Source organism: Herbaspirillum robiniae, assembly GCF_002213415.1.
Lineage (GTDB): Bacteria > Pseudomonadota > Gammaproteobacteria > Burkholderiales > Burkholderiaceae_D > Herbaspirillum > Herbaspirillum robiniae.
This window is the reverse complement of sequence record NZ_NJGU01000008.1, coordinates 99,867-124,738: the sequence shown is the minus strand read 5'-3', so window position 1 is coordinate 124,738 and position 24,872 is coordinate 99,867. Positions and strand designations below refer to the sequence as shown.

Sequence of the window (24,872 nt, the reverse complement as noted above, 5' to 3'; positions counted from 1 at the left end):
ATGAATATTCATCTGTTCCAGATTCTTCCCGCCACCATCGATGCCGGCGACGCCGGCTTCACGCCGCTGGCCAATCCCGATGCCGGCGCCTGGGGCGACATCGCCGCGCTGCGCCGCTTCTTCCAGGATCAGGCGATCGACGACCTGGATTGCTACGCTTTCGTCCCGCGCGACTTCACGGCCCAGACCGGACTCGATGCCGCGCGCGTGCGCGAACTGATCCAGGCGCAGCCGGAGGCCGACGCCTGGACCTTCTTCCCGCGTACGCTGGACGCTGCCGGCCACCTGAACCTCTTCCTGCAGGGCGAGCGCCTGCTGCCGGGTTTGTGCAAGGCGGCCGGCGCCTACCTGGAGTCGCTTGGCCTGACGCTGGACCCGGATCATTTCGTGCCGGCGTGGCAGAACAATGTCTTCAATGGTTTCGTGGCGGCCAAGCCGGTATTCTGGCGCACCTGGTTCGACCTCGCCGAGCGCCTGTTCCAGGCCGCCGACGACGAAGGCGGCGCCCTGCATGAGCGCCTCAACCGCCGCGCGCCGGTGGGCGAGCCGGTGGTGACCAAGGCCATGCTGGGCGAGCGCCTGGCGTCGGTGGTGCTGGCGCTGGACCAGCAACTGCAGGTCTGGCATTGCCCGCCAGCAGAGATGCCGCGTGCGCAACAAATCTCCGAAGAGGACCTGGCGGCGTTGGATACCCTGCGCGCCGCCTATGTCGCCAATGGCGAGCCGACCGCCCGCCAGCGCTTCGAGGCGCTGGGCGTGCGCCTGCTGCGTGAGCAGCGCAAGGCGCCGGCCCGGCCGCCGTCGGCAGTCGCGGCGGAGCGCGTGCGTGCGACCTTGCCGCCACCGGTTGCCGTCGCGCCCGATCCCGTTTCCGCGCCGTCCGCCCTGGGCGCGCTGGGCGGCCTGAACCTGTCGGCGACGCCTGCCGCCAGCGCCGCGCAGGCCGGTTCCGCGGCCGCCGTCGAGGCGCAGCGCGGCGAGCTGGTGTTCGGCTGCATGACGCACGTACCATTGCCGGTCAAGTTCCCCGACCATGTGTTGCCCATCTACCTGGGTGAGTCGCAGCACGAGGGCGCGCTCAACCTGCGCGACCTGGCGCCGGAGTGGGTGCCCTACCATCCCATCGTGGGCGGAATGCTGGGCAACTTCGCGCTGCGTAACCTGATCCTGCGTGAATATCCCAACGTCAGGCGAGTGGGCGTGTGCATGTACCGCAAGTTCGTCTCGCGCGAGCGCATCAGCGGCGTTCCGGCCGAAGACAACTGGATGATGGATGTCGTCTCCGACAAGGAATTTGCGCAGCAAAGCCTGGAGCAGATGCTGGAGCCCGGCAGCCAGGAGTTCATCGTCGGCCGCACCTGCGGCTTCAACGTCGGCGGCGCCAGCGCCGGTTATCTCCGGCATTACGCGCTGGCCCACCATGCAGAGGACCTGCTGCGTTATGCGGCCGCGGCCACCGAGCTGGGCGTGTTCGACAAGTCCGAGGCCGAGGCCTTCTTCAACGAGAAGATCTTCTTCATGGGCGGCGTGGAGCTGGGCGTGTTCCCGGCTGAATTCTGGTTGCGCGCGATCGGCCAGATCGAGGCGGTGACCTGGTATTGCGTGCAGCGTTACGAGACCCGCCGCGACGGCTATCAGACCCGCGCCTGGGCCTTCTGCGCCGAGCGCCTGGGCAGCTTCCTGTTGCTGCGCGAGTTGCGCGCGCGCTATGGCGAGCCGGCCTACGAACGCTTCTTCGGGCAGCTCAACCTGATCACCGCGGGTGACAACAAGCAGTACGTGCCCAGCCACTGACGCACATCCGGCGCTGCAGCGCCGCGATGCGAAAACGCCGCCGTCCCTCGCGAGAGGCACGGCGGCGTTTCTTTTCTGGCGCGTTGGTTGGCCGATCTCAGTCGGGCAGCAGCTTGCCTTCGGCCAGGCCGTAGTGCGCGATCATCTGCGCCAGGCAGGCCAATGCATCTTCATCCCACTGCGGCAGCGTGATGCCGAAGGTGCGCTCCAGCTTGCCGCAATCCAGGCGCGAATTCAGCGGGCGCTCCGGCGGCGTCGGGTAGGTCGACGTCGGCACCGGCGTGATGTGCTCCAGCCCCTTGAGCCTGAGCGTGACGCCGCGCGCGGCCAGCTCGCGGGCGATCAGGCTGGCGTAGCCGTGCCAGGAAGTGGCGCCGGCCGCGGTCAGGTGATAGATGCCGCTGGTGGCGCTGACCTTGTCCTTGCCGCCGTCGGCGCCGGCCAGCATGCGGCAGCACACCGCGGCGATGGTCGAGGCCCAGGTCGGCGCGCCGAACTGGTCGCCGACGATGGTGTAGGTCTCCTTCTGCTGCGCCAGGCGGATCGCCGTCTTCATGAAGTTGTTGCCGTGCAGGTTGTAGACCCAGCTGGTGCGCAGGATCCAGTGCGCGGCGCCGCTGGCGGCGATGGCCAGCTCGCCGTCGCGCTTGGTGGCGCCATAGACGTTGAGCGGATTGGTCGGCAGGTCTTCGCTATAGGCGCCGTCGCGGCGGCCGTCGAAGACGTAGTCGGTCGAGAAATGCACCAGCGCCGCGCCCAGCCTGGCCGCTTCCTCGGCCAGCACCGCCGGCGCTTCGGCGTTGATGCGTCGCGCCAGTTCCGGCTCGGACTCCGCCTTCACGACTGCGGTGTACGCGGCGGGGTGGATGATCAGGTCGGGTTTGGCCTCGCGCACCATGGCGCGTAGCGACAGCGGCTGCGACACGTCGAGTTCGGCGCGGGTGGGAGCGATGACCTCGATGCGGTTGGGCATGGCGCGCAGGCGGCGCAGGAACTCGCCGCCCACCTGGCCGCTTGCGCCGGTGAGCAGGATGCGCATGGATTTCATACGGACTCCTTTATCGGGTCTTCGTCATTCGAACACGTCGGCCACGCTGAGCAGCGCGCCCAGCTTGTCCTTTTCCGACATCACGGGGGCGTCCTGCAATTGCCAGTCGATGCCGATGGCGGGGTCGTTCCACAGGATGCAGCGCTCGTGCTCGGGCATCCAGTAGTCGGTGGTCTTGTAGAGAAATTCGGTGTCGTCCTGCAGCACCGAGAAGCCATGCGCGAAGCCCGGCGGGATCCACAGTTGCAGCTTGTTCTCTTCGCTCAGTACGGTGCTGCACCATTGACCGAAGGTGGGCGAGCTGCGGCGGATGTCGACAACGACGTCCAGCACCGAGCCGCGCGTCACCCGCACCAGTTTGCCCTGGGCATGGCGGATCTGGTAGTGCAGTCCGCGCAGCACGTTGCGGGAGGATTTGGAGTGGTTGTCCTGGACGAATTGGGCGTCGACCCCGGCCTCTTCGCGAAAACGCTTCGCATTGAAACTCTCGTAGAAGAATCCGCGGCTGTCGCCGAACACACGGGGTTCGATCAGGAGCACGCCGGAGAGCGGGGTAGTTGTCAGCTGCATGGGCAAGGGCAGGTCAGTAGCTCATGTCGGTGAGCAGTTGCATCAGATATTTGCCGTAGGCGTTTTTCTTCAGTGGCGCCGCCAGTTTTTCCAGCTGGGCCGCATCGATGTAACCTCGGCGATAGGCGATCTCTTCCGGGCAGGCGATCTTGAGGCCCTGGCGCTTCTCGATGGTGGCGATGAACTGGCCGGCATCGAGCAGCGATTCGTGGGTGCCGGTATCGAGCCAGGCGATGCCGCGGCCCATCAGCTCGACCTGCAGCTGGCCGCGTTCAAGATAGGCGCTGTTGACGTCGGTGATCTCAAGCTCGCCGCGCGCGGATGGCTTGATCGAACGGGCGATGTCGACGACCTGGTTGTCGTAGAAATACAGCCCGGTCACTGCGAAGTTCGACTTGGGTTGCGCCGGTTTCTCCTCGATGCCGATGGCGCGGCGTTGGGCGTCGAACTCGACCACGCCGTAGCGCTCCGGATCCTGCACGTGGTAGGCGAAGATGGTGGCGCCGTCCACGCGCGCGTTGGCGTCGCGCATGGGCGGCTCCAGGTCGCGCCCGTAGAAGATGTTGTCGCCCAGGATCAGCGCCGAAGGATCGTTGCCGATGAAGTCGCGGCCGATGATGAAGGCTTGCGCCAGGCCGTCCGGCGAAGGCTGCACGGCATACTGAATGTTCAGGCCCCACTGGTCGCCGTTCTTTAGGAGTTCGGCAAAGCGCGGCGTATCTTGCGGCGTAGAGATCACCAGGATGTCACGGATGCCCGCCAGCATCAGGCTTGTCAGCGGGTAATAGACCATCGGTTTGTCGTAGATCGGCATGAGCTGCTTGGATACGACCGTGGTCGCCGGGTACAGGCGCGTGCCGGATCCACCGGCAAGGATGATGCCTTTACGGCGGATAGTCGGTTTGCCCATTTTCATCTCCTCAGGCCGGCTGGGCGGAAGCCGATCCGCCGTATTGCTGCTCGATCCAATTCATGTAATTGCCGGATCTCACGTTGGCCACCCATTCCGGGTTGGCAAGATACCAGGCAACCGTTTTGCGGATTCCGCTTTCGAAGGTCTCGGCCGGCTTCCAGCCGAGTTCGCGTTCGATCTTGCGGGCATCGATGGCGTAGCGGCGGTCATGACCAGGGCGATCCTTGACGAAGCTTATCTGGTCCCGATAGCTTCCGTCGGCCTTGGGTGCAAGCTCGTCAAGGATGTCGCACAAGGTGTGCACCACATCGAGGTTGGCCTTTTCATTCCAGCCGCCGACGTTGTAGGTCTCGCCGGGCGTACCTCGAGCCAGCACTTCACGAATTGCCGAACAGTGATCCTTGACGTACAGCCAGTCGCGGATCTGCATGCCGTCGCCGTAAATTGGGAGCGGCTTGCCGTCGAGTGCGTTGGAAATCACCAGCGGGATCAGCTTTTCCGGGAAATGGTAAGGGCCGTAGTTGTTGGAACAGTTGGTCGTCAGCACCGGCAGGCCGTAGGTGTGGTGATATGCCCGAACCAGGTGATCGGAGGCTGCCTTGGACGCCGAGTAAGGGCTGTTGGGGGCATAGGGCGTGATTTCGCTGAATGGCGCGTCCCGGGGGCCGAGCGTGCCGTAGACCTCGTCGGTAGAGACGTGCAGGAAGCGAAATTCTTCGCGTTCCTTGCCTTCCAATGTGCTCCAATAGCGGCGCGCTGCTTCCAGCAGATTGAAGGTGCCGTTGACGTTGGTGCGGACGAACTCGTCCGGGCTGGCGATCGATCGATCGACATGGCTCTCCGCTGCGAAATGCGCGATGGCGCGGGGGCGGTAGCGGGTGAACAGTTCTGCAATGATTGTGCTGTCGCAGATATCGGTCTGGCTGAAGCGATAGCGCGGGTTGTTTTCAAGCGTGGACAAGTTGTAGGGATTGCCCGCGTAGGTCAGCTTGTCGATGTTGAGCAAGGCCTCGTCTTGCGTCGCGGCGAGGTAATCCAGAATGAAGTTGCTGCCGATGAATCCAGCGCCACCTGTCACAAAAAGCATGTTGTTATTCCTGGGTTTTTCGATTTCGTGGGAGGCGCTCAAGCCTTGAAGCCGTTTGGATTCATCTGCTGCCAACGCCACGAGTCCGCGCACATGGCGTCCAGGCCGAGCTTGGCTTCCCAGCCCAGCTTGCGGCGGGCTTCGGCCGGATCGGCGTAGCAGGAGGCGATGTCGCCGGGACGGCGGCCGGCGATGGTGTAGGGCACCGGCTTGCCGGACGCCTTTTCATACGCCTTGACCACGTCCAGTACGCTGTAGCCGATGCCGGTGCCCAGGTTGACGGCGAAGCACTGCGGCTCGGTCAGCGATTCCAGCGCGGCCAGGTGGCCGTTGGCCAGGTCGACCACGTGGATGAAGTCGCGCACGCCGGTGCCGTCCGGGGTCGGATAGTCGCCGCCCCAGATGCTGAGCTTCTCGCGCCGGCCGACGGCGACCTGGGCCACGTAAGGCATGAGGTTGTTGGGGATGCCGCCCGGGTCTTCGCCGATCAGGCCGCTGTCGTGCGCGCCGACCGGGTTGAAGTAGCGCAGCAGCACGATCTTCCAGTCCGGATGCGCGCGGTAGTAGTCGCGCAGCATGTCCTCGATGACGATCTTGCTGCGGCCGTAGGGATTGCTGGCCGACAGCGGATGGCTTTCGTTCAGGGGCAGGTATTGCGGGTCGCCGTAGACGGTGGCCGAGGAGGAGAAGACGATGGTCTTCACGCCCGTGGCTTCCATCGCTTCCAGCAGGCGCACGGTGCCGACCACGTTGTTGTCGTAGTACATCAGCGGCTGCTCGACCGATTCGCCTACCGCCTTCAGGCCGGCGAAGTGGATCACCGCTTCGCATTTGAATTCGCGCAGCACGCTTTCCAGCTGTTCGCGGTTGCGGATGTCGCCCTTGACCAGCGACAGCGACTTGCCGGCGATCTTTTGCACGCGCGCCACCGACTCGGGGCTGCTGTTGCAGAAATTGTCGAAGACGATGACCTCGTGGCCCGCCTTGAGCAGTTCCACGCAGGTATGCGAGCCGATGTAGCCGGCGCCGCCGGTAACGAGGATATTCATGGTGCTTCCCGATCTGAAGTTCGCGACAGGGCGATTATGTCAGACTCTGGTAGAAAGCGATCTGGTTCTCGGAGAGCGTGCGCAGGTCCTCATTGTTGAGGTAGCCGGCGTACCACTGGGCGGTCAGTTCCAGCGCGGTATAGAGCTCCATCTTGGGGATCCAGTCCAGGCGCTGGCGCGCCTTGGAGATGTCCAGCCGCAGGAAGGCCGCCTCGTGCGGCGCGTTGGGTTGCGGCTCCAGGCGCACTTCCACCGGCGCCACATCGTTCTTCTGCAGCGAGTGGTTGAAGGTGGCGCACAGCTGGCTGACGGTTTGCAGGTCGGTGTCGGCCGGGCCGAAGTTCCAGCCTTCGGCGTACTTGCCGCCCTGTTCGAACAGCAGCTGGCCGATCTGCAGGTAGCCCGACAGCGGCTCCAGTACGAATTGCCAGGGACGCACGGCGTGCGGATTGCGGATGCTGACCGGCTCTTCCTTCTCCAGCGCGCGGATGAAGTCGGGGATCAGGCGGTCGGCCGCGAAGTCGCCGCCGCCGATGACGTTGCCGGCGCGCACGCTGGCGATGCCCACGGTGTTGTCCGGATCCTTGGCGAAGAAGGAGCGACGATAGGCGGAGGTGACCAGTTCGGCCGCGCCCTTGCTGCTGCTGTAGGGGTCATGGCCGCCCATCGGGTCGTCCTCGCGGTAGCCCCACAGCCATTCGCGGTTCTCGTAGCACTTGTCGCTGGTGACCACCACGACCGAGCGCACGCTGGGCGTGTTGCGCACGGCTTCGAGCACATGCGCGGTGCCCATCACGTTGGTGGCGTAGGTGTCCAGCGGGGTGACGTAGGAGTCGCGCACCAGCGGCTGCGCCGCCAGGTGGAAGACGATATCGGGCTGGACCGCGGCCATGGTCTCGGCCACATGCTTGGGGTCGCGCACGTCGCCGGTGGTGGTCTGCACGCAATTCTGCAGGCGCGCCAGGTGGAACAGGCTGGGATTGGTCGGCGCGGGCAGGGAATAACCGCTGACCTTGGCACCCATCAGGTGCAGCCAAAGGGTCAGCCAGCTGCCCTTGAAGCCGGTGTGTCCGGTGACGAAAACGCGCTTGTCGCGCCAAAAGTTAGCCATCAGGCAGCCTCATACACGTATTGCTGAGAGTCGTTCGAGTGCAGAGGCGCGAATGCGATGTTTCACGCGATGACCGGAAAAACACGTTGCCGGCCTCCCTGTCTTTTCCGTGTCGGGGCCACGTTTCCCTGCGAAACCACGACTTCATGGTTATGGTTGTTCTTCCCCCGCAGCAGTGCTCCATGGCATCAACTGCGACGGTCAGATTAGAACACGCGGTTTTTGGCGTTCAAGCGAGGATCAGGAGGGTATTTGTCGCCTAATCCCGGGTATATGCCTTGCGTCAACAAAACTTTACTTTTGGGTACGCGCGCAATCCCGGGCGACGCTCGCAAAGCCGCGCTTGGAGCGGCTTTGCAAGGATGAGGTGAAACGAAGTGTATCGCGGCGCGCGCGTCGTATCGGAAGTGATACGACGTCAGTCCGCAGGGAAAAGGGAGATGACCTGCGCGTTGAATTCGCCGCCGGCGGCCGGCGTGCCGGTGCTGCACGGCTCTTCGTCGAAGGCGATGTCGCCGTTGGCGTCGGCCTCGCCGCTGGCCTTGAGGTCGGCGAAGCCGAACAGTTCGCGGTCCATCAGGTGCGAAGGCACCACCGTCGACAGCGCTGAGAAGATGTTGTCCACCCGTCCCGGGAATTTCTTTTCCCATTCGCGCATCAGGCCCTTGATCTGCTTGCGCTGCAGGTTTTCCTGGCTGCCGCACAGGTCGCACGGGATGATGGGGAACTGCTTGACGTCGGCGTAGCGGATCAGGTCGGCTTCCTTCACGTAGGCCAGCGGACGAATCACGATGCGCTTGCCGTCGTCGGACTGCAGCTTGGGCGGCATGCCCTTCAACTTGGCGCCGAAGAACATGTTCAGGAAGAAGGTTTCCAGGATGTCGTCGCGGTGGTGGCCCAGCGCGACCTTGGTGGCGCCCAGCTCGCCGGCCACGCGGTAGAGGATGCCGCGGCGCAGGCGCGAGCACAGCGCGCAGGTGGTCTTGCCTTCCGGGACCACGCGCTTGACGATGCTGTAGGTATCCTGGTTTTCGATGTGGTAGGGCACGCCGAGCTTGTCCAGGTAGGCCGGCAGGATGTCGGCCGGGAAGTTCGGCTGCTTCTGGTCGAGGTTGACCGCCACGATGTCGAAGTGGATCGGCGCGCGCTCGCGCAGGGTCAGCAGGATGTCCAGCAGGGCATAGCTGTCCTTGCCGCCGGACAGGCAGACCATGACCTTGTCGCCGTCCTCGATCATGTTGTAGTCGCCGATGGCCTGGCCGACCTGGCGGCACAGGCGCTTGTGCAGCTTGTTGTTCTCGTAGGCGATCTTTTCGGCCTTCTTGAGGTCGATGGCGGCCTGGTCGACGGGAGTGTCGGCGGTGGCTTCGGGATGGAGTCGGTCGTTCATGATGCTGCCCGTTCGGTTCAGTGGCTCAGTTGCCGTTCTTGATGCGGAAGGTTTCCACGCCCACCGAGTCGCAGTCCGGGTAGACGTCCGGCTTCTCGGTCGACACGCGCACCGCGCGCACCTTGGGGTGCGCCAGCATGGCGGCCATCACGTCGTCGCACAGGGTTTCCTGCAGGTGGATGTGGCCCTGGGCCATGCGGCGGGCGATGGTGGAGCGGATGAAGTCGTAGTCCACCACTTCGTCGAGCTGGTCGGCCTTGGGCGTGGTTTCGGCCAGCGGGACGTACAGGTCCACGTTGACCAGGATGCGCTGCTCGCCCTTCTTTTCGAATTCGTGCACGCCGATGTTGATGAACACCTCGTAGTTGCGCAGGAACAGGCGGCGGCAATCTTGCAGGGAAGGATGGGAAACGGAGAGCATGATAGAAAAGGAAAAAATTATTTCGCCACGAACATGACGTCGCGCGAAAGGGGAAGCAAATGCTGGCCGCCATCGACCAGCAGCGTGGTGCCGGTGACGGCCCTGGCCGAAGCCACGTAGCAGACCGCGGCGGCCACGTCCTCGGGCGTGCTGCTCTTGCCCAACGGGGTGACCTGGTGCGCGCGGCCGAATTGTTCGGTGGTCTGGTCGCCCGAGACCATGGTGATGCCGGGCGCCACGCCGACCACCCGCACGCGCGGCGCCAGCGCCTGCGCCAGCAGCGTGGTGGCGCTGTGCAGCGCGGCCTTGGACAGCGTGTACGACAGGTAGTCGGGGTTGGGATTGTACAGTTTCTGGTCCAGCAGGTTGATCGCCACCGCCTGCTCGCCCTCGGGTGTGGCCTCGAACAGCGCCTGCGCCAGCAGCACCGGCGCGCCGACGTTGGCGCTCATGTGGCGCAGCAGGCGCGCGTTGCCGAAGCTGGCGGCGTCGTCGAAGTCGAACAGCGAGGCGTTGTTGACCACGCAGGACACGCGGCCCAGCGGCGCCGCCTGGCCCAGCAGGCCGCGCACTTCATTCTCGTCGCCCAGCTCGGCCCGCACCGCCAGCGCGCGGCGGCCCAGCGCCAGGATCTCGCGCACGACCTCGTCGGCTTCGTCGCGCGAGCGGTTGTAATGGACGGCCACATCCCAGCCGGCGCGCGCCAGGGCCAGGGCGATATGGCGACCGATGCGCCGTGCGCCGCCGGTGACCAGCGCCACGCCGACGGCGCTTGATGGGGAGGATAGGGATTCCATAAGTTCAAATACAATAGCGCCCATGCAACTGCAACTACCTGAACCGGGCGCCGACGCACAGGCCGCCTCGCACTCCCTGAAACAGCTGATCGCCGGCGAGATTGCCGCGGCGGGGGGCTGGATTTCCTTCGAACGTTACATGGAGCTGGCGCTGTATGCGCCGCAAGTCGGCTATTACAGCGGCGGTTCGGCCAAATTGGGCAAAGACGGTGATTTTACAACCGCGCCGGAAATTTCGCCCCTGTTTGGCGCGACTTTGGCGCATTTGGCGACAGAACTGATCAGTGAAAGTGAATCGCTTGCCAACGTCTTCCTCGAATTCGGGGCTGGCACCGGCAAACTGGCCTTCGATATCCTCGCCGAACTGAAGGCGCGCGGCCGGCTGCCCGAGAAATATTTCATCGTGGAAATATCGTCCCAGCTGCGCGCGCGCCAGCAGGAAACCCTGGGCGAGTTCGCCGCGCTGGTCGAATGGCTGGACGCCTTGCCCGAGACATTCTCCGGCGTGGTGGTCGGCAACGAGGTGCTGGACGCGATGCCGGTGCGCCTGGCCGTGAAGTCGGCGCAGGGCTGGCTGGAGCGCGGTGTGGCGCTGGATGCCGCCGGCAGCTTCCGCTTCGAGGATCGCGCGGTGGCCGACCTGCCGGTGGCGCAGATTCCGGACGCCGATGAGCTGCCGGACGGCTACCTGACCGAACTGGCGCCGGTGGCCATCGGCTTCATGCGCACGCTGGCGCGCATGGTCGCAAGCGGAGCCGGGGCGGCGGCGATCCTGCCGGATTACGGTTTTCCGGCGGCCGAATATTATTTGCACGATCGCTCGGCCGGCACGCTGATGTGCCACTACCGTCATCACGCCCACGACGATCCGTTCTACTGGCCGGGCCTGCAAGACATCACCGCCCACGTCGACTTCACCGCCATGGCGATCGCCGCGGTGGAAGAGGGCGCGGAAGTGATGGCCTACACCAGCCAGGGCGCCTTCCTGCTCAACGCCGGCATTGGCGAACTGCTGCTGCGCACCTCGCCCGAGGCGAGCCTGCAATACCTGCCGCAGGCCAACGCCATGCAAAAGCTGATTTCGCCGGCCGAGATGGGCGAGCTGTTCAAGGTGCTGGTCATCGGCAAGAACGTCGAGTGGCCACAGCGCATGCTGCGCCACGACCGCACGCACAGGCTGTGAGGGCGCACGCATGATACGTTGGGTGCTGGTCATCTTTCTGGCTGTGATCGTGTTTTCCACGCTGCTGCCGTGGCTGGAAAAACTGGGCATCGGCCGCCTGCCGGGGGACTTGCGTTTTCGCCTGTTCGGCCGCAATTTCTCGTTGCCGTTCGCCTCCACCATCCTGCTGTCGACGGTGGTGTTCCTCCTGGCGAAGATTCTCTAGGGCAAGACGACTATGCGCATATTGCTGGTGGAAGACGATCCCATGGTAGGCGAGGCGGTGCGCAAGGGTTTGCGCCAGGACGGCTTCGCCATCGACTGGGTGCAGGACGGCAAGTCGGCCGACGCCGCCCTGCGCAACGAGGACTACGCCATGCTGCTGCTGGACCTCGGGTTGCCGCAGAAGGACGGCCTGGCGGTGCTCCGGACCATGCGCGAGCGCGGCAACGGCATCCCGGTGCTGATCACCACCGCGCGCGACGCCGTGGCCGACCGCGTGGCCGGGCTCGATGCCGGCGCCGACGATTACCTGATCAAGCCCTTCGACCTGGAAGAACTCTCGGCCCGCATGCGCGCCCTGCTGCGCCGCCAGTCCGGCCGCGCCGACAGCCTGGTGCAGGTGCGTGAAGTGATCCTGAACCCGGCCACCCATGAAGTCACCGTGGCTGGCAAACCGGTCAATCTGTCGGCACGTGAATTCACTTTGCTGCATGCTTTCATGGATCGTCCCGGCGTGGTGCTCTCGCGCGCGCAGCTGGAAGAAAAGCTCTACGGCTGGGACGACAGCATCGAGAGCAACGCTGTCGAAGTCCACATCCACGCCTTGCGCAAGAAGGTCGGCAGCGACTTCATCAAGAACGTGCGCGGCGTCGGCTACCTGGTGCCGGCATGAATTCGGTGCGCAACAAGCTGCTGCTGTGGCTGGGCCTGGGCCTGTTCACCATCATCGTGATCGCCGGCGCCGGGCTGTACTTCCAGGCGCGCGGCGAAGCCAACCAGATCTTCGACTACCAGATGCGCCAGATCGCGGCCTCGCTGCCGCGCCAGGCCTTCTCGCCGATCTCGCCCGGCCAGCAGCTGCCGGAGCTGGAAGACGAGATCATGATGCAGATCTGGGACAGCCGCGGCACCGTCATCTATCACTCGCACGCGCGCAGCGCCATGCCGCGCCAGGCTGAACTGGGCTTTGCCAACGTGCGCGGGCCCAACGGCATGTGGCGCGTCTACAGCGCGCAGATCGGCAACACCGTGGTGCAGGTGGCGCAGCCGCAGAGCGCGCGCGACGAGATCGCGGCGCAGATGGCGGTCAAGACGGTGGCGCCGATGCTGCTGCTGTTCCCGCTGATCGGCGTGCTGGCGTGGCTGGCGGTGAGCCGCGGGCTGGCGCCGGTGCGGCGCGCGGCGGCCGAGGTCGGCGCGCGCGACATGAACTCGCTGCAGCCGCTGGCCGACGTCGGCATGCCGCAGGAGATCCAGCCGCTGACCCACGCGATGAACGACCTGCTGGCGCGCCTGAAGCATTCCACCGAAGCGCAGCGCGCCTTCGTCGCCGATGCCGCGCACGAGCTGCGCACGCCGCTGACCGCGCTGCGGCTGCAGGCGCAGCTGGCCGAACGCGCTACCGACGAGGAAGAACGCCGCGCTGCTTTCGCCGACCTGAAGAACGGGCTGGAGCGCGCCACTCATCTGGTGCACCAGTTGTTGACGCTGGCGCGCCAGGAACCGGACGCCATGAAGTTTTCCCCGGTCGACCTGCGCGAGCTGCTGGGCGGCGTGGTGGGCGACCTGTCTTCTGTGGCCGAACACGGCGGCATCGACCTCGGCCTGTCCGGCGACGACGACGCGCGGCCGCTGCAGGTGAGCGGCAATGTCGACGCCTTGCGCATCCTGTTCAACAACCTGGTCGACAACGCTTTGCGTTACACACCGGCGGGCGGCGTGGTGGATGTGTCCTTCGACACCTCCATCGCCGGTCGCTGCACGGTGGTGATCCAGGACAGCGGCCCCGGCATCGCCGAGAGCGAGATGCCGCGCGTGTTCGACCGCTTCTATCGCGCCCGTCGCCCGCAGGAGCAGAACGCCGGCCGCGCCGCGTTCGGCAGTGGGCTGGGGTTGGCCATCGTCAAGCAGATCGCCGATCTGCACCGGGTGCCGGTGGAGCTGAAGAACACCGGCAACGGCTTGCAGGCGCGGGTCGTTTTTGCCCTGGCGGGATAGGCTTGGCCGCCCGGCCCGGGGATCGGGCTTCCGCAAGTCTGACTACCCGCTATCTGTCGTCCCGCGAAGGCCGGAGCCCCGCGTCACTCGCGCCTTCCACTTCTGTTTCCTGCCTTAAGTCTGTCTTAATTTTCGCGTCTTAATCTTCACTCCAACGGCAGAGCACCCCGGCACACGCAAGCAGGCCGGCCGCTTTGCCACCGACATTTCTCTGAGAAGAAAAGGAGTGCATGATGAGCCGTCGCATCGTCTTCGTTCGCAACACCTTGGCTGTGATGATCGCCGCCGTCGTCGGCGGCAGCTACGTCTATTTTCGCGGCGCCGACCTGCCGTCCGCGCATGCGGCCGCGATCAACACCCCGCTGGTGGCCTCCAATGCCGCGCCCGCGGCCCCGGCCGGACCGGTGGTCGCGGCAGCGACCGACTTCTCGGGCATCGTGCAGCGCGCCGGCCCCGCGGTGGTGAACATCAGCGTCACCGGCCGTGCCAAGAAAGTGGCCGACGACGATGACGACGACTCTGACGATCCGATGGCGCAGTTCTTCAAGCGCTTCGGCCCGCAACTGCAGATGCCGCGCCAGCCGCGCGTGATGCACGGCCTGGGTTCCGGCTTCATCATCTCGCAGGACGGCCTGATCCTGACCAACGCCCACGTGGTCGACGGCGCGCAGGAAGTGGTGGTCAAGCTGACCGATCGCCGCGAGTTCAAGGCCAAGGTGCTGGGCGTGGACAAGCAGAGCGACATCGCCGTGATCCGCATCGATGCCAAGAACCTGCCGACGGTGCAGATCGGCGATCCGTCGCGGGTGCTGGTCGGCGAACCGGTGCTGGCCATCGGCTCTCCCTACGGTTTCGACAATACCGCCACCGCCGGCATCGTCAGCGCCAAGTCGCGCAGCCTGCCGGACGACAATTACGTGCCCTTCCTGCAGACGGACGTCGCGGTGAACCCGGGCAACTCGGGCGGGCCGCTGTTCAACCTGCGCGGCGAGGTGATCGGCATCAACTCCCAGATCTACAGCCAGACCGGCGGTTACCAGGGCCTGTCGTTCGCCATCCCGATCGACGTGGCGATGAAGGTGGAGCAGCAGCTGGCGCAGCACGGCAAGGTGACGCGCGGCCGGCTGGGCGTGTCGGTGCAGGACCTGAACCAGGCCTTGTCCGAATCCTTCGGACTGAAGAATGCGCAGGGCGCGTTGGTGTCCTCGGTCGAGAAGGGCAGCCCGGCCGACAAGGCGGGCCTGCAGGCCGGAGACGTGATCCTCAGCTTCAACGGCCATGCGATCGACCATTCGGTGGACCTGCCCACGCTGGTGGCCGATACCGCGCCCGGCACGTCCAAGCCGGTCGAGGTGATGCGCGGCGGTAAGGTTCGCACCATCAACGTGACCGTGGGCGAAATGAAGCAGGCCAAGAACGATGCGCCGGCCAACAAGGCCGAGAATCAGGGCCGCCTGGGCTTGGCGGTGCGTCCGCTGGACAAGGATGAGCAAAAGCAGCTGGGCGGCCAGAACGGCCTGCTGGTGGAAGACGTCAACGGCCCCGCGGCGGTGGCGGGCATCCAGAGCGGCGACGTGATCCTGGCGCTCAACGGCACGCCGGTGTCGTCGGTGGAGCAGCTGCGCAAGCTGGCCGGCCAGGCCGGCAAGAGCGTGGCGCTGCTGGTGGAGCGCGGCGACGAAAAGATCTTCGTGCCGCTGACGCTGAACTGATTTTGCAGTGGGTAGTACCGGTAGCAGTAGCAGTGAGCAATGAGCAAGCAGTCAGTGGGGTAGTGCGCAGTAGCAGTAGTGTGAGTAGTACGTGGTAAGCAGTGAGGGACTGGCCGGGCATGCGCAAGCGTGTCCGGCCTTTTTTATGGGCGGCGCGATCAGCCCTGGCCCGCCGGCGGCTTGTCCTGCGGCGCCGGTTCGCCGCGCCAGTGGTCGTGGTTGTGTTCACGCTCCATCGCCGCGCGGTCGCCGGCGAACATGGCCTGCAGTTCCTCGCGCGCCTGCACCGCCATCGACACCATCTGCTGCTGGTCCTTGTAATGCGGGTAGAGCTCGAACAGGGTCTTGAGGTTGTGGGCGCGGAACTTCATCGCCGCCTGGCGCGCGCGGTAGGCGCCGAAGTCCAGCTGCTGCAGCACCTGGCGGCCCATTTGCAGCGCGCTCTCGAAGGTCTCGCGCTCCAGCACGGTGACGCCGCGGTCCAGCAGGTCGTAATAGTGCGTGACGTTGCGCGCGCGGGCGGCGATCTGCAGGTGCGGGAATTCCTCCTTCACCTTCTCGACCATGTCCAGCGTGGCCTGGGCGTCGTCGATGGCGATCACCAGCACGCGCGCCTTGGCCGCGCCCGCGGTGCGCAGCAGGTCGATGCGGGTGGCGTCGCCGTAGAACACCTTGAAGCCGAACTTGCGCAGGAAGTCGATCTGGTCCGGGTCGTGGTCCAGCACGGTGGCGCCGATGCCGTTGGCCATCAGCAGGCGGCCGACGATCTGGCCGAAGCGGCCGAAGCCGGCGATGATCACTTCATGGTCCTGCGGCTCGATCCTGTCTTCGGGGCGGCGGTTGCCGCCTTCCAGCCAGCGCACCAGCAGGCGGTCGTGCACCAGCAGCAGCAGCGGCGTGACCAGCATCGACAGGGCCACCACCACCACCAGGATCGACGAGACTTCCGGCGTGAGCACCTTGGCGGTGACCGCGGCGCCGAAGACGATGAAGGCGAACTCGCCGCCTTGCGAGAGCAGGAAGGCGAAGAACAGCTGCTGGCCGCGCGGGATGCCGAAGCAGCGTCCCAGCAGCCACATCATGAACGCCTTGATCGCCAGGAATCCGGCGACCAGCCCGAGGATGCGCCAGGGCTGGGCGAGGAACACGCCGAAATCCACCGACATGCCCACGGCGATGAAGAACAGGCCCAGCAACAATCCCTTGAAGGGCTCGATGTCGCTTTCCAGCGCGTGGCGGTATTCGGAGTCGGCCAGCAGCACGCCGGCCAGGAAGGTGCCCAGCGCCATCGACATGCCGACCGACTGCATCAGCAGGCAGGTCGCGATCACCAGCAACAGCGCGAAGGCGGTGAAGATCTCGCGCATGTCGGTCTTGGCGATGATGCGCAGCACCGGTCGGATCAGCACGCGGCCACCGAAGATCAGCAGCGCGATCACCAGCGCCACCTGGCCCGCGTGCAGCCAGCCCTGGCCGCTGCCCTGGTTGGCGGCCACGCCCAGGAGCGGCACGGCGGCCATCATCGGGATGGCGGCGATGTCCTGGAACAGCAGGATCGCGAAGCCGGCCGATCCGGCCGGCGTGGCGGTGAGCTTGCGCTCGCCCAGCGTGGCCAGCGCGATGGCGGTGGACGATAACGACATGCCGAGCGCGGCGATGACCGCGATGCGCCAGGGCACGCCGGCGACGATGGCGGCGGCCAGCAGCGCGGCCGTCACCGCCAGCACCTGGGCGCTGCCCCAGCCGAAGATGGAGCGGCGCAGCGCCCACAGGCGCTTGGGATCGAGCTCCAGGCCGATCAGGAACAGCAGCAGCACCACGCCGAATTCGGAGAACTCGAGGATGTGCTTGACCTCGGTGATCAGGCCCAGGCCCCATGGGCCGATGACGATGCCCGCCAGCAGGTAGCCCAGCACGGCGCCCAGTCCCAGGCGCTTGGCGATGGGCACGGCCGCGACCGCGGCGAGCAGGTAGACCAGGGCGATGAGAAGGTGTTCATCCATGATGGCGTCTTTGTGTAATGGGCGTCGTCGGGTGGGGGGGCCGGGGTCATTCGTGACCGGGGTAGCGCTGCAGCAGGTCGAGGTAGCGCTCGACATGGCGCTGGAAATCGACCGGCGTCACATGGTGCGCGCCGTGCAGGATCAGCGGCTCGATCCAGCGCATGCCGCACAGGCGCGCGGTCTGCTGGTAGGGGGGCAGGAACTCGGCGAAGGGATGGCCGTGGCGGCCCTGCGGCGCATAGGCCTCCGGCTCGCCGCCGGTGGAGGCGACCAGCCAGAAGCCCTTGCCGCGCAACGCGTTGCCGTCATGGCCGAAGGCCCAGCCGCGCGCCAGCACCAGGTCTACCCATTCCTTCTGCAGGGCGGGCATGCTGTACCAGTGGATGGGGTGCTGCATCACCACCAGGTCGGCTTCTTCCAGCAGCGCCTGCTCGCGCGCGACGTCGATGATGAAGTCCGGGTAGCGTTCGTAGAGATCGTTGACCACCACGCCGGGCAGCCTGGCTGCGGCTTCGATCATCAGCTTGTTGGCGCGCGAGAGCTCGGCGGCAGGATGGGCGTAGAGGATGAGTACCTTGGGCATCGGGTCGTCGTGGCGGTGAAGCGCTTGTTGTCGTGGGGCAGGACGGAAAAATGCCGGAACATGCGCGGCCGGTTTGCTGTCTGCCAATAAAGGGAAGGGGAGTGTGCCACGAAAGCGCCCGCCGCCGCTTGGATGAAACAAGCCGGGGCTAGGGATGTTCGCCGGCGCGCCGTATCCTTCCCGCCGATTTTCCTGCGGGTATCAAAAGCCGGGCAATGCGCTTATACTCATCCGACCCAGCGGCTGCCGTGCGCCCTCGGTGCATGGAGGCCGCAGCAATTGACACTCGCCGCAGTTTATTCACATTCCGTCCTTATTGCAGCCATGTCCGATATCCAAGATTCCGAAGCCAACCTGCCCAGGGAGCCCGGTCCGGCCAAGCCAGCCAGCGCTCCCGCCCCTGCCGCCGACGCGACCGCCGCCTCTGCGGCCCCGCCCGCCGCGCAGGCACCCCAAAATCCGCAGCCTGGTCCGGGCGCGCAACCGGCGGCCCAGGCCGCGCAGCATCAACCGCCTCCGCATTCCCCTTTGCCTCCGCCGCCGCACCATGCGGGCGATGCGCCGTGGGCGCAGACCTGGCGCTTCTTCGCCGCGCGCCTGCGGGCCCTGTCCGACAAGGCCGGGCGCCGCGTCATGCAGCGCACGCTCAAGATCGGCGTGTCGGCGCGCATCTTCCACCCGGAATCCGGCGCCAAGGGCTTGCGCAGCAAGACCCTGCAATACCTGGAAGAGTCGATTGCGCAATGGGTGATGTCGCGCGACGTGCTGGTGTTCATGATTCCGACGGTCAACACCAACGGCATGGTCCACCCCAGCAACATCCGCCTGCGCGACTACGCCAAGCATCTGGACGGCCTGGTGCTGCAGGGCGGCGCCGACGTGTCGCCGCAGAGCTACGCGCAGGCCGCCACCCGGCCCGAATGGAGCGGCGACCGCGTGCGCGACATGTACGAGCTGGAGCTGCTGCATGAATTCATCGAGGCCGGCAAGCCGGTGCTGGGCATCTGCCGCGGCTGCCAGCTGATCAACGTGGCCTTCGGCGGAACGCTGTACCAGGATATCGCCACCGATGTGCCAACCGCGATCCCGCACGTCAACGACCAGTACGACAGCAATTACCACGCGCTGCAGTTCCCGCAGGGCTCCTCGCTGGCCTCGCTGGTGAAGACCGAGAACGCCATGGTCAACTCGATCCACCACCAGGCGGTGCGCGATGTCGGGCGCGACCTGTCGATCGAGGCGGTGTCCGGTCCCGACCAGATCGTCGAGGCGATCCGCTATCGCAAGGCGCCGTTCGTGATGGGCCTGCAGTGGCATCCGGAGTTTCACCGCGCCGGCGGCGCCGATCTGCTGGACTGCACGCCCATCCTGGACAGCTTCCTGCGCGCCGCGCGCGAGACGCGCTTCTGACCAGGGCCTGCGCGCAACGCAATTGACGGAAACTAATGGCGGAACAGGCCATCGAACTTTCTTTGCGTTGCCGCAATATTGCCCCGCTTTGCTTACCCGCCCAGCGGCGGCCTCTGTAAAATCGGCTGGAGCCGGCGCTTGATTTTTCAGGCAACGGCTCCAGCTGTTTCTTGTCTTTTCGTTAACCGGGATAAAAAGGAGAATCCGAATGCCCCAATCCGCCGCTCTCAAGACCGTCAGAAACGACATGAAGACTCTCGTCAAGGATGCCCAGGCATTGTTTGCAGAAGCCGCCGCCGCCACCGGCGACAAGGCCGATGAACTGCGCGCCAAGGGCCTGACCCTGCTGGAGGCCGCCGCCGAAGCCGCGCAAAGCGCGCAGGCCGCCGCCATCGAAAAGGGCAAGGAAGTCGCCGCCAAGACCGACGACTACGTGCATGAAAACCCGTGGCGCGCCGTCGCCATCTCCGCCGGCCTGGGCTTGCTGGTCGGCCTGGTCATCGGTCGCAGCAAGTAAGCGGCGCGCCGATGGCGACCGCGCACAAGGATGGGCCGCCGGCCCAGCCCGCCAATCCGGGGCTGACCGCCGGCCTTCTGGGCCTGGCCAAGAACCTGCTCGGACTCATCATCAGCCGCATCGAACTGGCGTCTCTCGAGATGTCGGAGATCGGCGCCCATCTGGTCCGGTTCGCTGTCATCTTCGTGCTGGCGGCGGTCGCGCTGTGGTTCGCGGTCGCCTTCTGGTCGGTGCTGATCGTGCTGCTGGCCTGGGACACCTGGGGCTGGAAGATTCTGGCGCTGCTGGGATTCGTCTTCAGCGCGGCCACGGTGGCCCTGGTGTTTTACGCGCGTTCGGTGCTGATGCAGGGCAAGCTGTCGTTGCCCGCCACCATGGCCGAGTTGCGCAAGGACCGCGACGCCCTGCTCTGAGCGGGTGAGCGTACCGATTATCCTGGGGAGACGCATGCAAACAGACCCACATGACGGCATGACCCATGAGGAGCGCAAGCGCAAGGTGCTGGCGCAGGGCGCGTTGTATCGCCTGGGCGTGATGGAAGCGCGCCAGGTGGTGCGTGAAAACCTGAGCGCCGAATCCCTGGCCAAAGGCGCCTTGAGCCGCGTCGGGCATTTCGCCGCGTCCTTCGTCGGCGGCGGCAAGACGGTGCAATCGATCAAGTCGCTGGCCGGCGGCAGCTTCGCCAACCTGAACCTGCAGTCGGTGACGCCGCTGCTGATGACGGGGGCGTCGCTGCTGTCGCGCCGCTGGCTGCGCAAGCCGCTGATGTACGGCGGCATCATTGCGGCGGTCGGCGGACTGGCCTACTACTTCACCCAGCGCGGCGGCCAGTCCGGCGAAGCCGGGCCCGGCCTGCCGGAAGCAACAGGGCCGCACGAGGAGTAAAGCGACCCGCGACATCGTCCAGTCCTTCTCGCAAAAGCATCCAAAGGCAAAGGTATCCAAAGGCATCCGGTTCTCCGGGTGCCTTTGTTTTTTTGTGTTACAGAATGCCACGGCGCAGACGGAACATATTAGCCTTGGCGAGGCTCTGAATCAGACCGGCCGCAGGGCCTGTACAACAACGCTGAGAAGGCAAGAAAGGACATCACATGAAGACATTATCGATCGTGGCAGTGGCCGGGGCGCTGGCCATTTCCGGTTGCGCCGACATGAGCCAGACGCAACGCGGCACGGCGACCGGCGCGGGTATCGGTGCAGGCATCGGCGGCATCCTCGGGGCCGCCACCGGCGGTGGCGGCGGCGGGCGCGCGCTGGGCGGCGCGGCCATCGGCGGCGCGATCGGCGCCGTGGCCGGCAACATCTGGTCCAACCGGATGGAAAACCAGAAACGTGCCATGGAGCAGGCCACCCAGGGCACCGGTGTGCAGGTCACCCAGACTGCCGACAACCGCCTGAAGCTCGAGATCCCCAGCGACATTTCCTTCGATACCGGCCGCGCCGACATCAAGCCCGACCTGCGTCCGGTGCTGGACCGCTTCGCCGCGACGCTGGCGGAAAACCCCGCCACCACGGTCACCATCGTCGGCCATACCGACAATACCGGCAGCGATGCGATCAACGATCCGCTCTCGAGCCAGCGCGCCGCGCGCACGCGCGATTACCTGACCACACGCGGCGTGGCCGCAGGTCGCTTCAGCATCCAGGGACGCGGTTCGCACGAGCCGCTGGTGCCCAACACCTCGGACGCCAATCGCGCCAAGAACCGTCGCGTGGAAATCTTCGTGGCGGAACAACAGGCCGCGCAGCCGCAGCAGCCGCCGGCCGGCTACGCGCCGGGCAACTACCCGCCGCCACCGCCTCCGCAGCGTTATTGAAGAAGCCCGAGCGGACAACGAAAAAAGCCCCGAACAATCGGGGCTTTTTTCATGATGCGTCGAGCTTACTTGGCCGGTGCGGCAGCGGGGGCTTCGGCCGGCGCTGCGGCGCCTTCGCCTGCGGCAGGTGCGGCTGGCGCCTTGACTTCCGGTTCCTTGAACTTGGCGCCGGACTGGTTGGCCATGTAGACCACGGTGCGCTGGATCTCGACATCGTCCAGGTCAGGGTTGCCGCCCTTGGCGGGCATCGCGCGCAGGCCATTGATGGCGTGCGAGACCAGGGTGTCGTAGCCTTCGGCGAGACGGGCCTTCCAGGCGGCTTCGTCGCCGACCTTGGGGGCGCCGGCGACACCGGCGGCGTGGCAGGCGGCGCAGGTGGACTTGAAGACTTCTTCGCCGGTCTGGAGCTGTTTGGGAGTGTTGGCGTCACGGAAGGTGAAGCCATCGTCGGCCACGGGCTTGATGCGCGCGGCGATCATTTCGGGAGTTTGTCCATCCGAGCCGGCCCCTGTCTTCTGGCCGTTGGTCACATACTGGACCAGCAGCACGATACAGACGATGGGAACCAGAAAACCTGCGACGACTGCTGCGATCAACTGCTTGGGAGTCTTGATTGCCGACTCGTGTTCTTGATGAGCAGAGCTCATTAGCGTCCCTCCTTAATGTTTCCTCGAAATTGGGGCGGAAAACGTCGGTTCCCTTTGTATCGCCTGGCATTGCGTGGAACTAGGATCAGGCAGGGCTTTCATTGCGCTCTCTCGCCGAACTCTTGATTATAGTCACAATGCTTTCCGTTTGACACGGAAAAACTCCCCGTCAGCATGGACGGCCCAAGGGAAAACCGGTATCCTTCAGGCCTCCTTGGGGTTACCCCCATGATGCGGCTGTAGCTCAGTGGATAGAGTATTGGCCTCCGAAGCCAAGGGTCGTGGGTTCGATCCCCGCCAGCCGCGCCACCATCCCCCCGCGCAGATAAAGAATAATCCGGTTTGCAGGCTGCATGCCGGATTCGTTTCTCTTCGTCGCGGCAATACAAATCTTTCCGACGTCGACAATCCGCCTGCGCATCGCGCGGGACAAAGTGCCTTCCGTACAAGGGAGTGATGATGCCGCCGTGCAGCATGCGCCGCTTTGCGCGACATCAAGGCTTGCGCCCGCAAGGCGAGAGGAGTGCATGGCGCCCTGCGTTCGCGAATGCCGTATTTCTACGACATGGGCGCGGGCTCCCTATTAAGATGCGGCCGCGGCGTGCCGGCTACGCTGTGCTGCAGCATGATTCGCCGAAAAAGCGAGCTAGGTCGTCTGATGACTCCGGTTTTCCTGACGGCTTGTAAGAAACGCATTTGAACGATTGCGAGCGCCTGATCGAGGGCTGTAAATCATTGAATTTGCTCGATTTTTCTCTGGCGCGTCGTCCGGATATTGATTAAATTGGGCGCTGTTTGCGGATCCGGCCCGGTGCCGGGGCTACATTCCCGGACGGCGGAAGTGCGGCGGCGGCAGGTGCGCGCCGGGTGAGAAACACGCCATGGCCTCGCTTTCCCCGTGCCGCATTCCGATGCGGGCAAGCCGGATTTGGTTTGCTGCAATGCGGAAAATCGAAGTCGCAGACTATTTGCCACATCTCACCTATAAATGGCTGAGATAACGCAGCGATCTGGCTGTAAAAGGTTTGACGAACCGGAAAACGAACCTTTATAATCGCCGGGCTTTTAAGCTGCCGTACGCTCGTAATGGGTGCGGCGCATGCACGATATTGGATATATATGCTGCGCATCATCCTTTTGCAGCTCGTAACCACAGTCGTCGCTGCACTCGTTGCAGGCATGTTGGGCGGACTTCCGGCGCTATGGTCCGCACTCTTGGGCGGGATTTGCTGTCTGGTTCCGAATGCCCTGTTTGCCTTGCGACTCTACGTCAGCGCACGTAAGCCTGGTGGTACCAACCCGATGACGTTTTTCTTCGGGGAATTTTTCAAGATTGCTACGACTTTCGCACTCATGGGGGCGATCGTTTGGTTGTACCACGGTGTCAACTGGCTCGCATTCGTGCTGAGCTTCATCGTGGTGCTTAAGAGTTATTTCATTTTACTGTTTAGACACCGACCATGACCGTAGAAGCCGCTGAGCACGCGCCAACAGCCTCCGAATACATCGTCCACCACCTCGGACACCTCTCCACGCATCACCAAACCAAGATCGTCGATTTCTCCATCATCAACATGGATACCGTGTTCTGGTCCGTGTTCTGTGGCGTCATCGCATGCTTCTTCATGTTCCTGGCTGCCCGCAAGGCAACCTCGGGCGTGCCGGGCCGCTTCCAGGCCTTCGTCGAGATGGTGGTCGAGATGGTCGAAGACCAGTCCAAGGCCATCGTGCACGGCGACCGCAGCTTTATCGCTCCGGTGGCGCTGACCGTGTTCATCTGGGTGGCCCTGATGAACTCGCTGGACTTCCTGCCGGTCGACCTGGCTTCGGGCATCTTCCGCATCTTCGGCATGGGTGAAATGCACCACCGCATCGTTCCGACCGCCGACCTGAACGGCACCCTGGGCATCGCCCTGGGCGTGCTGGCCCTGATGCTGTACTACAGCGTCAAGATCAAGGGCGCGGGCGGCTTCATCCACGAACTGTTTGCTGCACCGTTCGGCATCTGGCTGGCTCCGTTCAACCTGCTGCTCAACATCATCGAATTCGCCGCCAAGACCGTGTCCCTGGGCATGCGACTGTTCGGCAACATGTATGCAGGCGAACTGTTGTTCCTGCTGATCGCATTGCTGGGATCGACCGCGACCGCATTCGGCTTCATTGGTCACGTGATCGCTGGTTCTATCTGGGCAATTTTCCACATCCTGATCGTGCTGCTCCAAGCATTCATCTTCATGATGTTGACACTGGTTTACCTGGGCCAGGCGCACGAAGCGCACTAACAACAAGGCTTGCAGTACCTGTTTTTTCAGTTTGTTTTTTGATTTTTTGTATTAACTTAACTTTTCTAAGGAATTGTCATGACTGATGTCTCTTTCGTTGCTTTGGCTTGCGGTTTGATCATTGGCCTGGGTGCTATCGGCGCTTGTATCGGTATCGCGATCATGGGCGGTAAGTACCTCGAAGCATCCGCACGTCAGCCTGAACTGATGAACACCCTGCAAACCAAGATGTTCCTGCTGGCCGGCCTGATCGACGCTGCGTTCCTGATCGGTGTTGGTATCGCCATGCTGTTCGCATTCGCAAATCCGTTCATCGCCAAGTAATTCGGGCTTCATAGC

Annotated in this window: 26 protein-coding genes and 1 tRNA gene; 15 read left to right on the top strand and 12 right to left on the bottom strand. The window is 64.6% G+C overall.

Features of this window, described 5'->3' with window-relative positions; genetic code table 11:
• The gene (locus tag CEJ42_RS15870; RefSeq protein ID WP_088751737.1) at positions 1–1,794 is read left to right on the top strand and encodes a hypothetical protein; all 1,794 of its coding nucleotides are present in this window, start codon (positions 1–3) and stop codon (positions 1,792–1,794) included.
• A 97-nt stretch (positions 1,795–1,891) separates the two neighbouring features.
• On the opposite strand, the gene rfbD is transcribed toward CEJ42_RS15870, so the two are convergent.
• The 9 genes from rfbD to CEJ42_RS15825 form a co-directional block, all read right to left on the bottom strand.
• The gene (gene rfbD / locus CEJ42_RS15865) at positions 1,892–2,842 is read right to left on the bottom strand and encodes a dTDP-4-dehydrorhamnose reductase (RefSeq protein WP_088751736.1); all 951 of its coding nucleotides are present in this window, start codon (positions 2,840–2,842) and stop codon (positions 1,892–1,894) included.
• 24 nt (positions 2,843–2,866) lie between these two features.
• Positions 2,867–3,412 carry a dTDP-4-dehydrorhamnose 3,5-epimerase gene (gene rfbC, locus CEJ42_RS15860; RefSeq protein WP_088751735.1) on the bottom strand — a complete coding sequence of 182 codons (546 nt, stop codon included), beginning with the start codon at positions 3,410–3,412 and terminating at the stop codon, positions 2,867–2,869.
• Between the two features lie 13 nt (positions 3,413–3,425).
• Entirely contained in the window at positions 3,426–4,322 is an 897-nt protein-coding gene (gene rfbA, locus CEJ42_RS15855; RefSeq protein ID WP_207760441.1) for a glucose-1-phosphate thymidylyltransferase RfbA, read from the bottom strand.
• A gap of 10 nt (positions 4,323–4,332) precedes the next feature.
• Complete coding sequence (gene rfbB, locus CEJ42_RS15850; RefSeq protein ID WP_088751733.1) at positions 4,333–5,412, bottom strand: dTDP-glucose 4,6-dehydratase; 1,080 nt, start codon at positions 5,410–5,412, stop codon at positions 4,333–4,335.
• A 38-nt stretch (positions 5,413–5,450) separates the two neighbouring features.
• Positions 5,451–6,461: a UDP-glucose 4-epimerase GalE gene (galE, locus tag CEJ42_RS15845; RefSeq protein ID WP_088751732.1), complete on the bottom strand. Its 1,011-nt coding sequence runs from the start codon at positions 6,459–6,461 to the stop codon at positions 5,451–5,453.
• Between the two features lie 34 nt (positions 6,462–6,495).
• On the bottom strand, positions 6,496–7,572 hold the full coding sequence (gene rfbG / locus CEJ42_RS15840) for a CDP-glucose 4,6-dehydratase (protein WP_175354831.1): 1,077 nt from the start codon (positions 7,570–7,572) through the stop codon (positions 6,496–6,498).
• Between the two features lie 418 nt (positions 7,573–7,990).
• Complete coding sequence (gene ttcA, locus CEJ42_RS15835; protein WP_079217868.1) at positions 7,991–8,962, bottom strand: tRNA 2-thiocytidine(32) synthetase TtcA; 972 nt, start codon at positions 8,960–8,962, stop codon at positions 7,991–7,993.
• A gap of 25 nt (positions 8,963–8,987) precedes the next feature.
• Positions 8,988–9,383 (bottom strand): dihydroneopterin aldolase, encoded by a 396-nt coding sequence (locus CEJ42_RS15830; RefSeq protein ID WP_079217869.1) that lies wholly within the window; start codon positions 9,381–9,383, stop codon positions 8,988–8,990.
• A 17-nt stretch (positions 9,384–9,400) separates the two neighbouring features.
• Positions 9,401–10,180, bottom strand: a complete 780-nt coding sequence (locus CEJ42_RS15825) for an SDR family oxidoreductase (protein ID WP_088751731.1) — start codon at positions 10,178–10,180, stop codon at positions 9,401–9,403.
• Positions 10,181–10,202: 22 nt separating this feature from the next.
• Here CEJ42_RS15825 and CEJ42_RS15820 point away from each other — a divergent pair, with 22 nt between their 5' ends.
• From CEJ42_RS15820 to CEJ42_RS15800, 5 genes are all read left to right on the top strand, one after another.
• Positions 10,203–11,363 (top strand): class I SAM-dependent methyltransferase, encoded by a 1,161-nt coding sequence (locus CEJ42_RS15820; RefSeq protein WP_088751730.1) that lies wholly within the window; start codon positions 10,203–10,205, stop codon positions 11,361–11,363.
• A gap of 10 nt (positions 11,364–11,373) precedes the next feature.
• Positions 11,374–11,568, top strand: coding sequence for a DUF2905 domain-containing protein (locus CEJ42_RS15815; RefSeq protein ID WP_079217872.1), 195 nt, complete (start codon positions 11,374–11,376; stop codon positions 11,566–11,568).
• A 12-nt stretch (positions 11,569–11,580) separates the two neighbouring features.
• Positions 11,581–12,237, top strand: a complete 657-nt coding sequence (locus tag CEJ42_RS15810; RefSeq protein ID WP_088751729.1) for a response regulator — start codon at positions 11,581–11,583, stop codon at positions 12,235–12,237.
• Positions 12,234–13,562 (top strand): ATP-binding protein, encoded by a 1,329-nt coding sequence (locus tag CEJ42_RS15805; protein ID WP_088751728.1) that lies wholly within the window; start codon positions 12,234–12,236, stop codon positions 13,560–13,562. The genes CEJ42_RS15810 and CEJ42_RS15805 overlap by 4 nt, the downstream gene beginning before the upstream one ends.
• 233 nt (positions 13,563–13,795) lie before the next feature.
• A complete protein-coding gene (locus tag CEJ42_RS15800) occupies positions 13,796–15,274 on the top strand; it encodes a DegQ family serine endoprotease (protein ID WP_088751869.1) in 1,479 nt (492 codons plus the stop codon).
• A gap of 158 nt (positions 15,275–15,432) precedes the next feature.
• Here CEJ42_RS15800 and kefC read toward each other — a convergent pair whose 3' ends face one another.
• A complete protein-coding gene (kefC, locus tag CEJ42_RS15795; RefSeq protein WP_079217875.1) occupies positions 15,433–17,277 on the bottom strand; it encodes a glutathione-regulated potassium-efflux system protein KefC in 1,845 nt (614 codons plus the stop codon).
• A gap of 46 nt (positions 17,278–17,323) precedes the next feature.
• The gene (gene kefF, locus CEJ42_RS15790) at positions 17,324–17,860 is read right to left on the bottom strand and encodes a glutathione-regulated potassium-efflux system oxidoreductase KefF (protein ID WP_079217876.1); all 537 of its coding nucleotides are present in this window, start codon (positions 17,858–17,860) and stop codon (positions 17,324–17,326) included.
• A gap of 324 nt (positions 17,861–18,184) precedes the next feature.
• Between kefF and CEJ42_RS15785 the strand changes: the two genes are divergently transcribed.
• The 5 genes from CEJ42_RS15785 (at position 18,185) to CEJ42_RS15765 (ending at position 21,604) form a co-directional block, all read left to right on the top strand.
• Positions 18,185–19,270: a gamma-glutamyl-gamma-aminobutyrate hydrolase family protein gene (locus tag CEJ42_RS15785; protein WP_079217877.1), complete on the top strand. Its 1,086-nt coding sequence runs from the start codon at positions 18,185–18,187 to the stop codon at positions 19,268–19,270.
• A gap of 208 nt (positions 19,271–19,478) precedes the next feature.
• On the top strand, positions 19,479–19,787 hold the full coding sequence (locus CEJ42_RS15780; protein WP_079217878.1) for an ElaB/YgaM/YqjD family protein: 309 nt from the start codon (positions 19,479–19,481) through the stop codon (positions 19,785–19,787).
• 11 nt (positions 19,788–19,798) lie between these two features.
• Positions 19,799–20,200, top strand: coding sequence for a phage holin family protein (locus tag CEJ42_RS15775; RefSeq protein WP_088751727.1), 402 nt, complete (start codon positions 19,799–19,801; stop codon positions 20,198–20,200).
• A 34-nt stretch (positions 20,201–20,234) separates the two neighbouring features.
• Positions 20,235–20,672, top strand: a complete 438-nt coding sequence (locus tag CEJ42_RS15770) for a hypothetical protein (RefSeq protein ID WP_088751726.1) — start codon at positions 20,235–20,237, stop codon at positions 20,670–20,672.
• Positions 20,673–20,878: 206 nt separating this feature from the next.
• Positions 20,879–21,604 (top strand): YiaD family glycine zipper/OmpA-like lipoprotein, encoded by a 726-nt coding sequence (locus CEJ42_RS15765; protein ID WP_088751725.1) that lies wholly within the window; start codon positions 20,879–20,881, stop codon positions 21,602–21,604.
• Between the two features lie 65 nt (positions 21,605–21,669).
• Here CEJ42_RS15765 and CEJ42_RS15760 read toward each other — a convergent pair whose 3' ends face one another.
• Entirely contained in the window at positions 21,670–22,251 is a 582-nt protein-coding gene (locus CEJ42_RS15760; protein ID WP_079217882.1) for a c-type cytochrome, read from the bottom strand.
• Between the two features lie 233 nt (positions 22,252–22,484).
• Here CEJ42_RS15760 and CEJ42_RS15755 point away from each other — a divergent pair.
• The 4 genes from CEJ42_RS15755 to atpE all read left to right on the top strand — a co-directional run bounded on the left by CEJ42_RS15755 (position 22,485) and on the right by atpE (position 24,857).
• Positions 22,485–22,560 (top strand) — tRNA-Arg (locus tag CEJ42_RS15755).
• A gap of 810 nt (positions 22,561–23,370) precedes the next feature.
• On the top strand, positions 23,371–23,715 hold the full coding sequence (locus tag CEJ42_RS15750) for an ATP synthase subunit I (protein ID WP_079217883.1): 345 nt from the start codon (positions 23,371–23,373) through the stop codon (positions 23,713–23,715).
• Entirely contained in the window at positions 23,712–24,533 is an 822-nt protein-coding gene (atpB, locus tag CEJ42_RS15745) for a F0F1 ATP synthase subunit A (RefSeq protein WP_079217884.1), read from the top strand. Before CEJ42_RS15750 ends, atpB begins: the two co-directional genes overlap by 4 nt.
• 78 nt (positions 24,534–24,611) lie before the next feature.
• A complete protein-coding gene (gene atpE / locus CEJ42_RS15740) occupies positions 24,612–24,857 on the top strand; it encodes a F0F1 ATP synthase subunit C (protein WP_006461334.1) in 246 nt (81 codons plus the stop codon).
• Positions 24,858–24,872 lie beyond the last annotated feature (15 nt).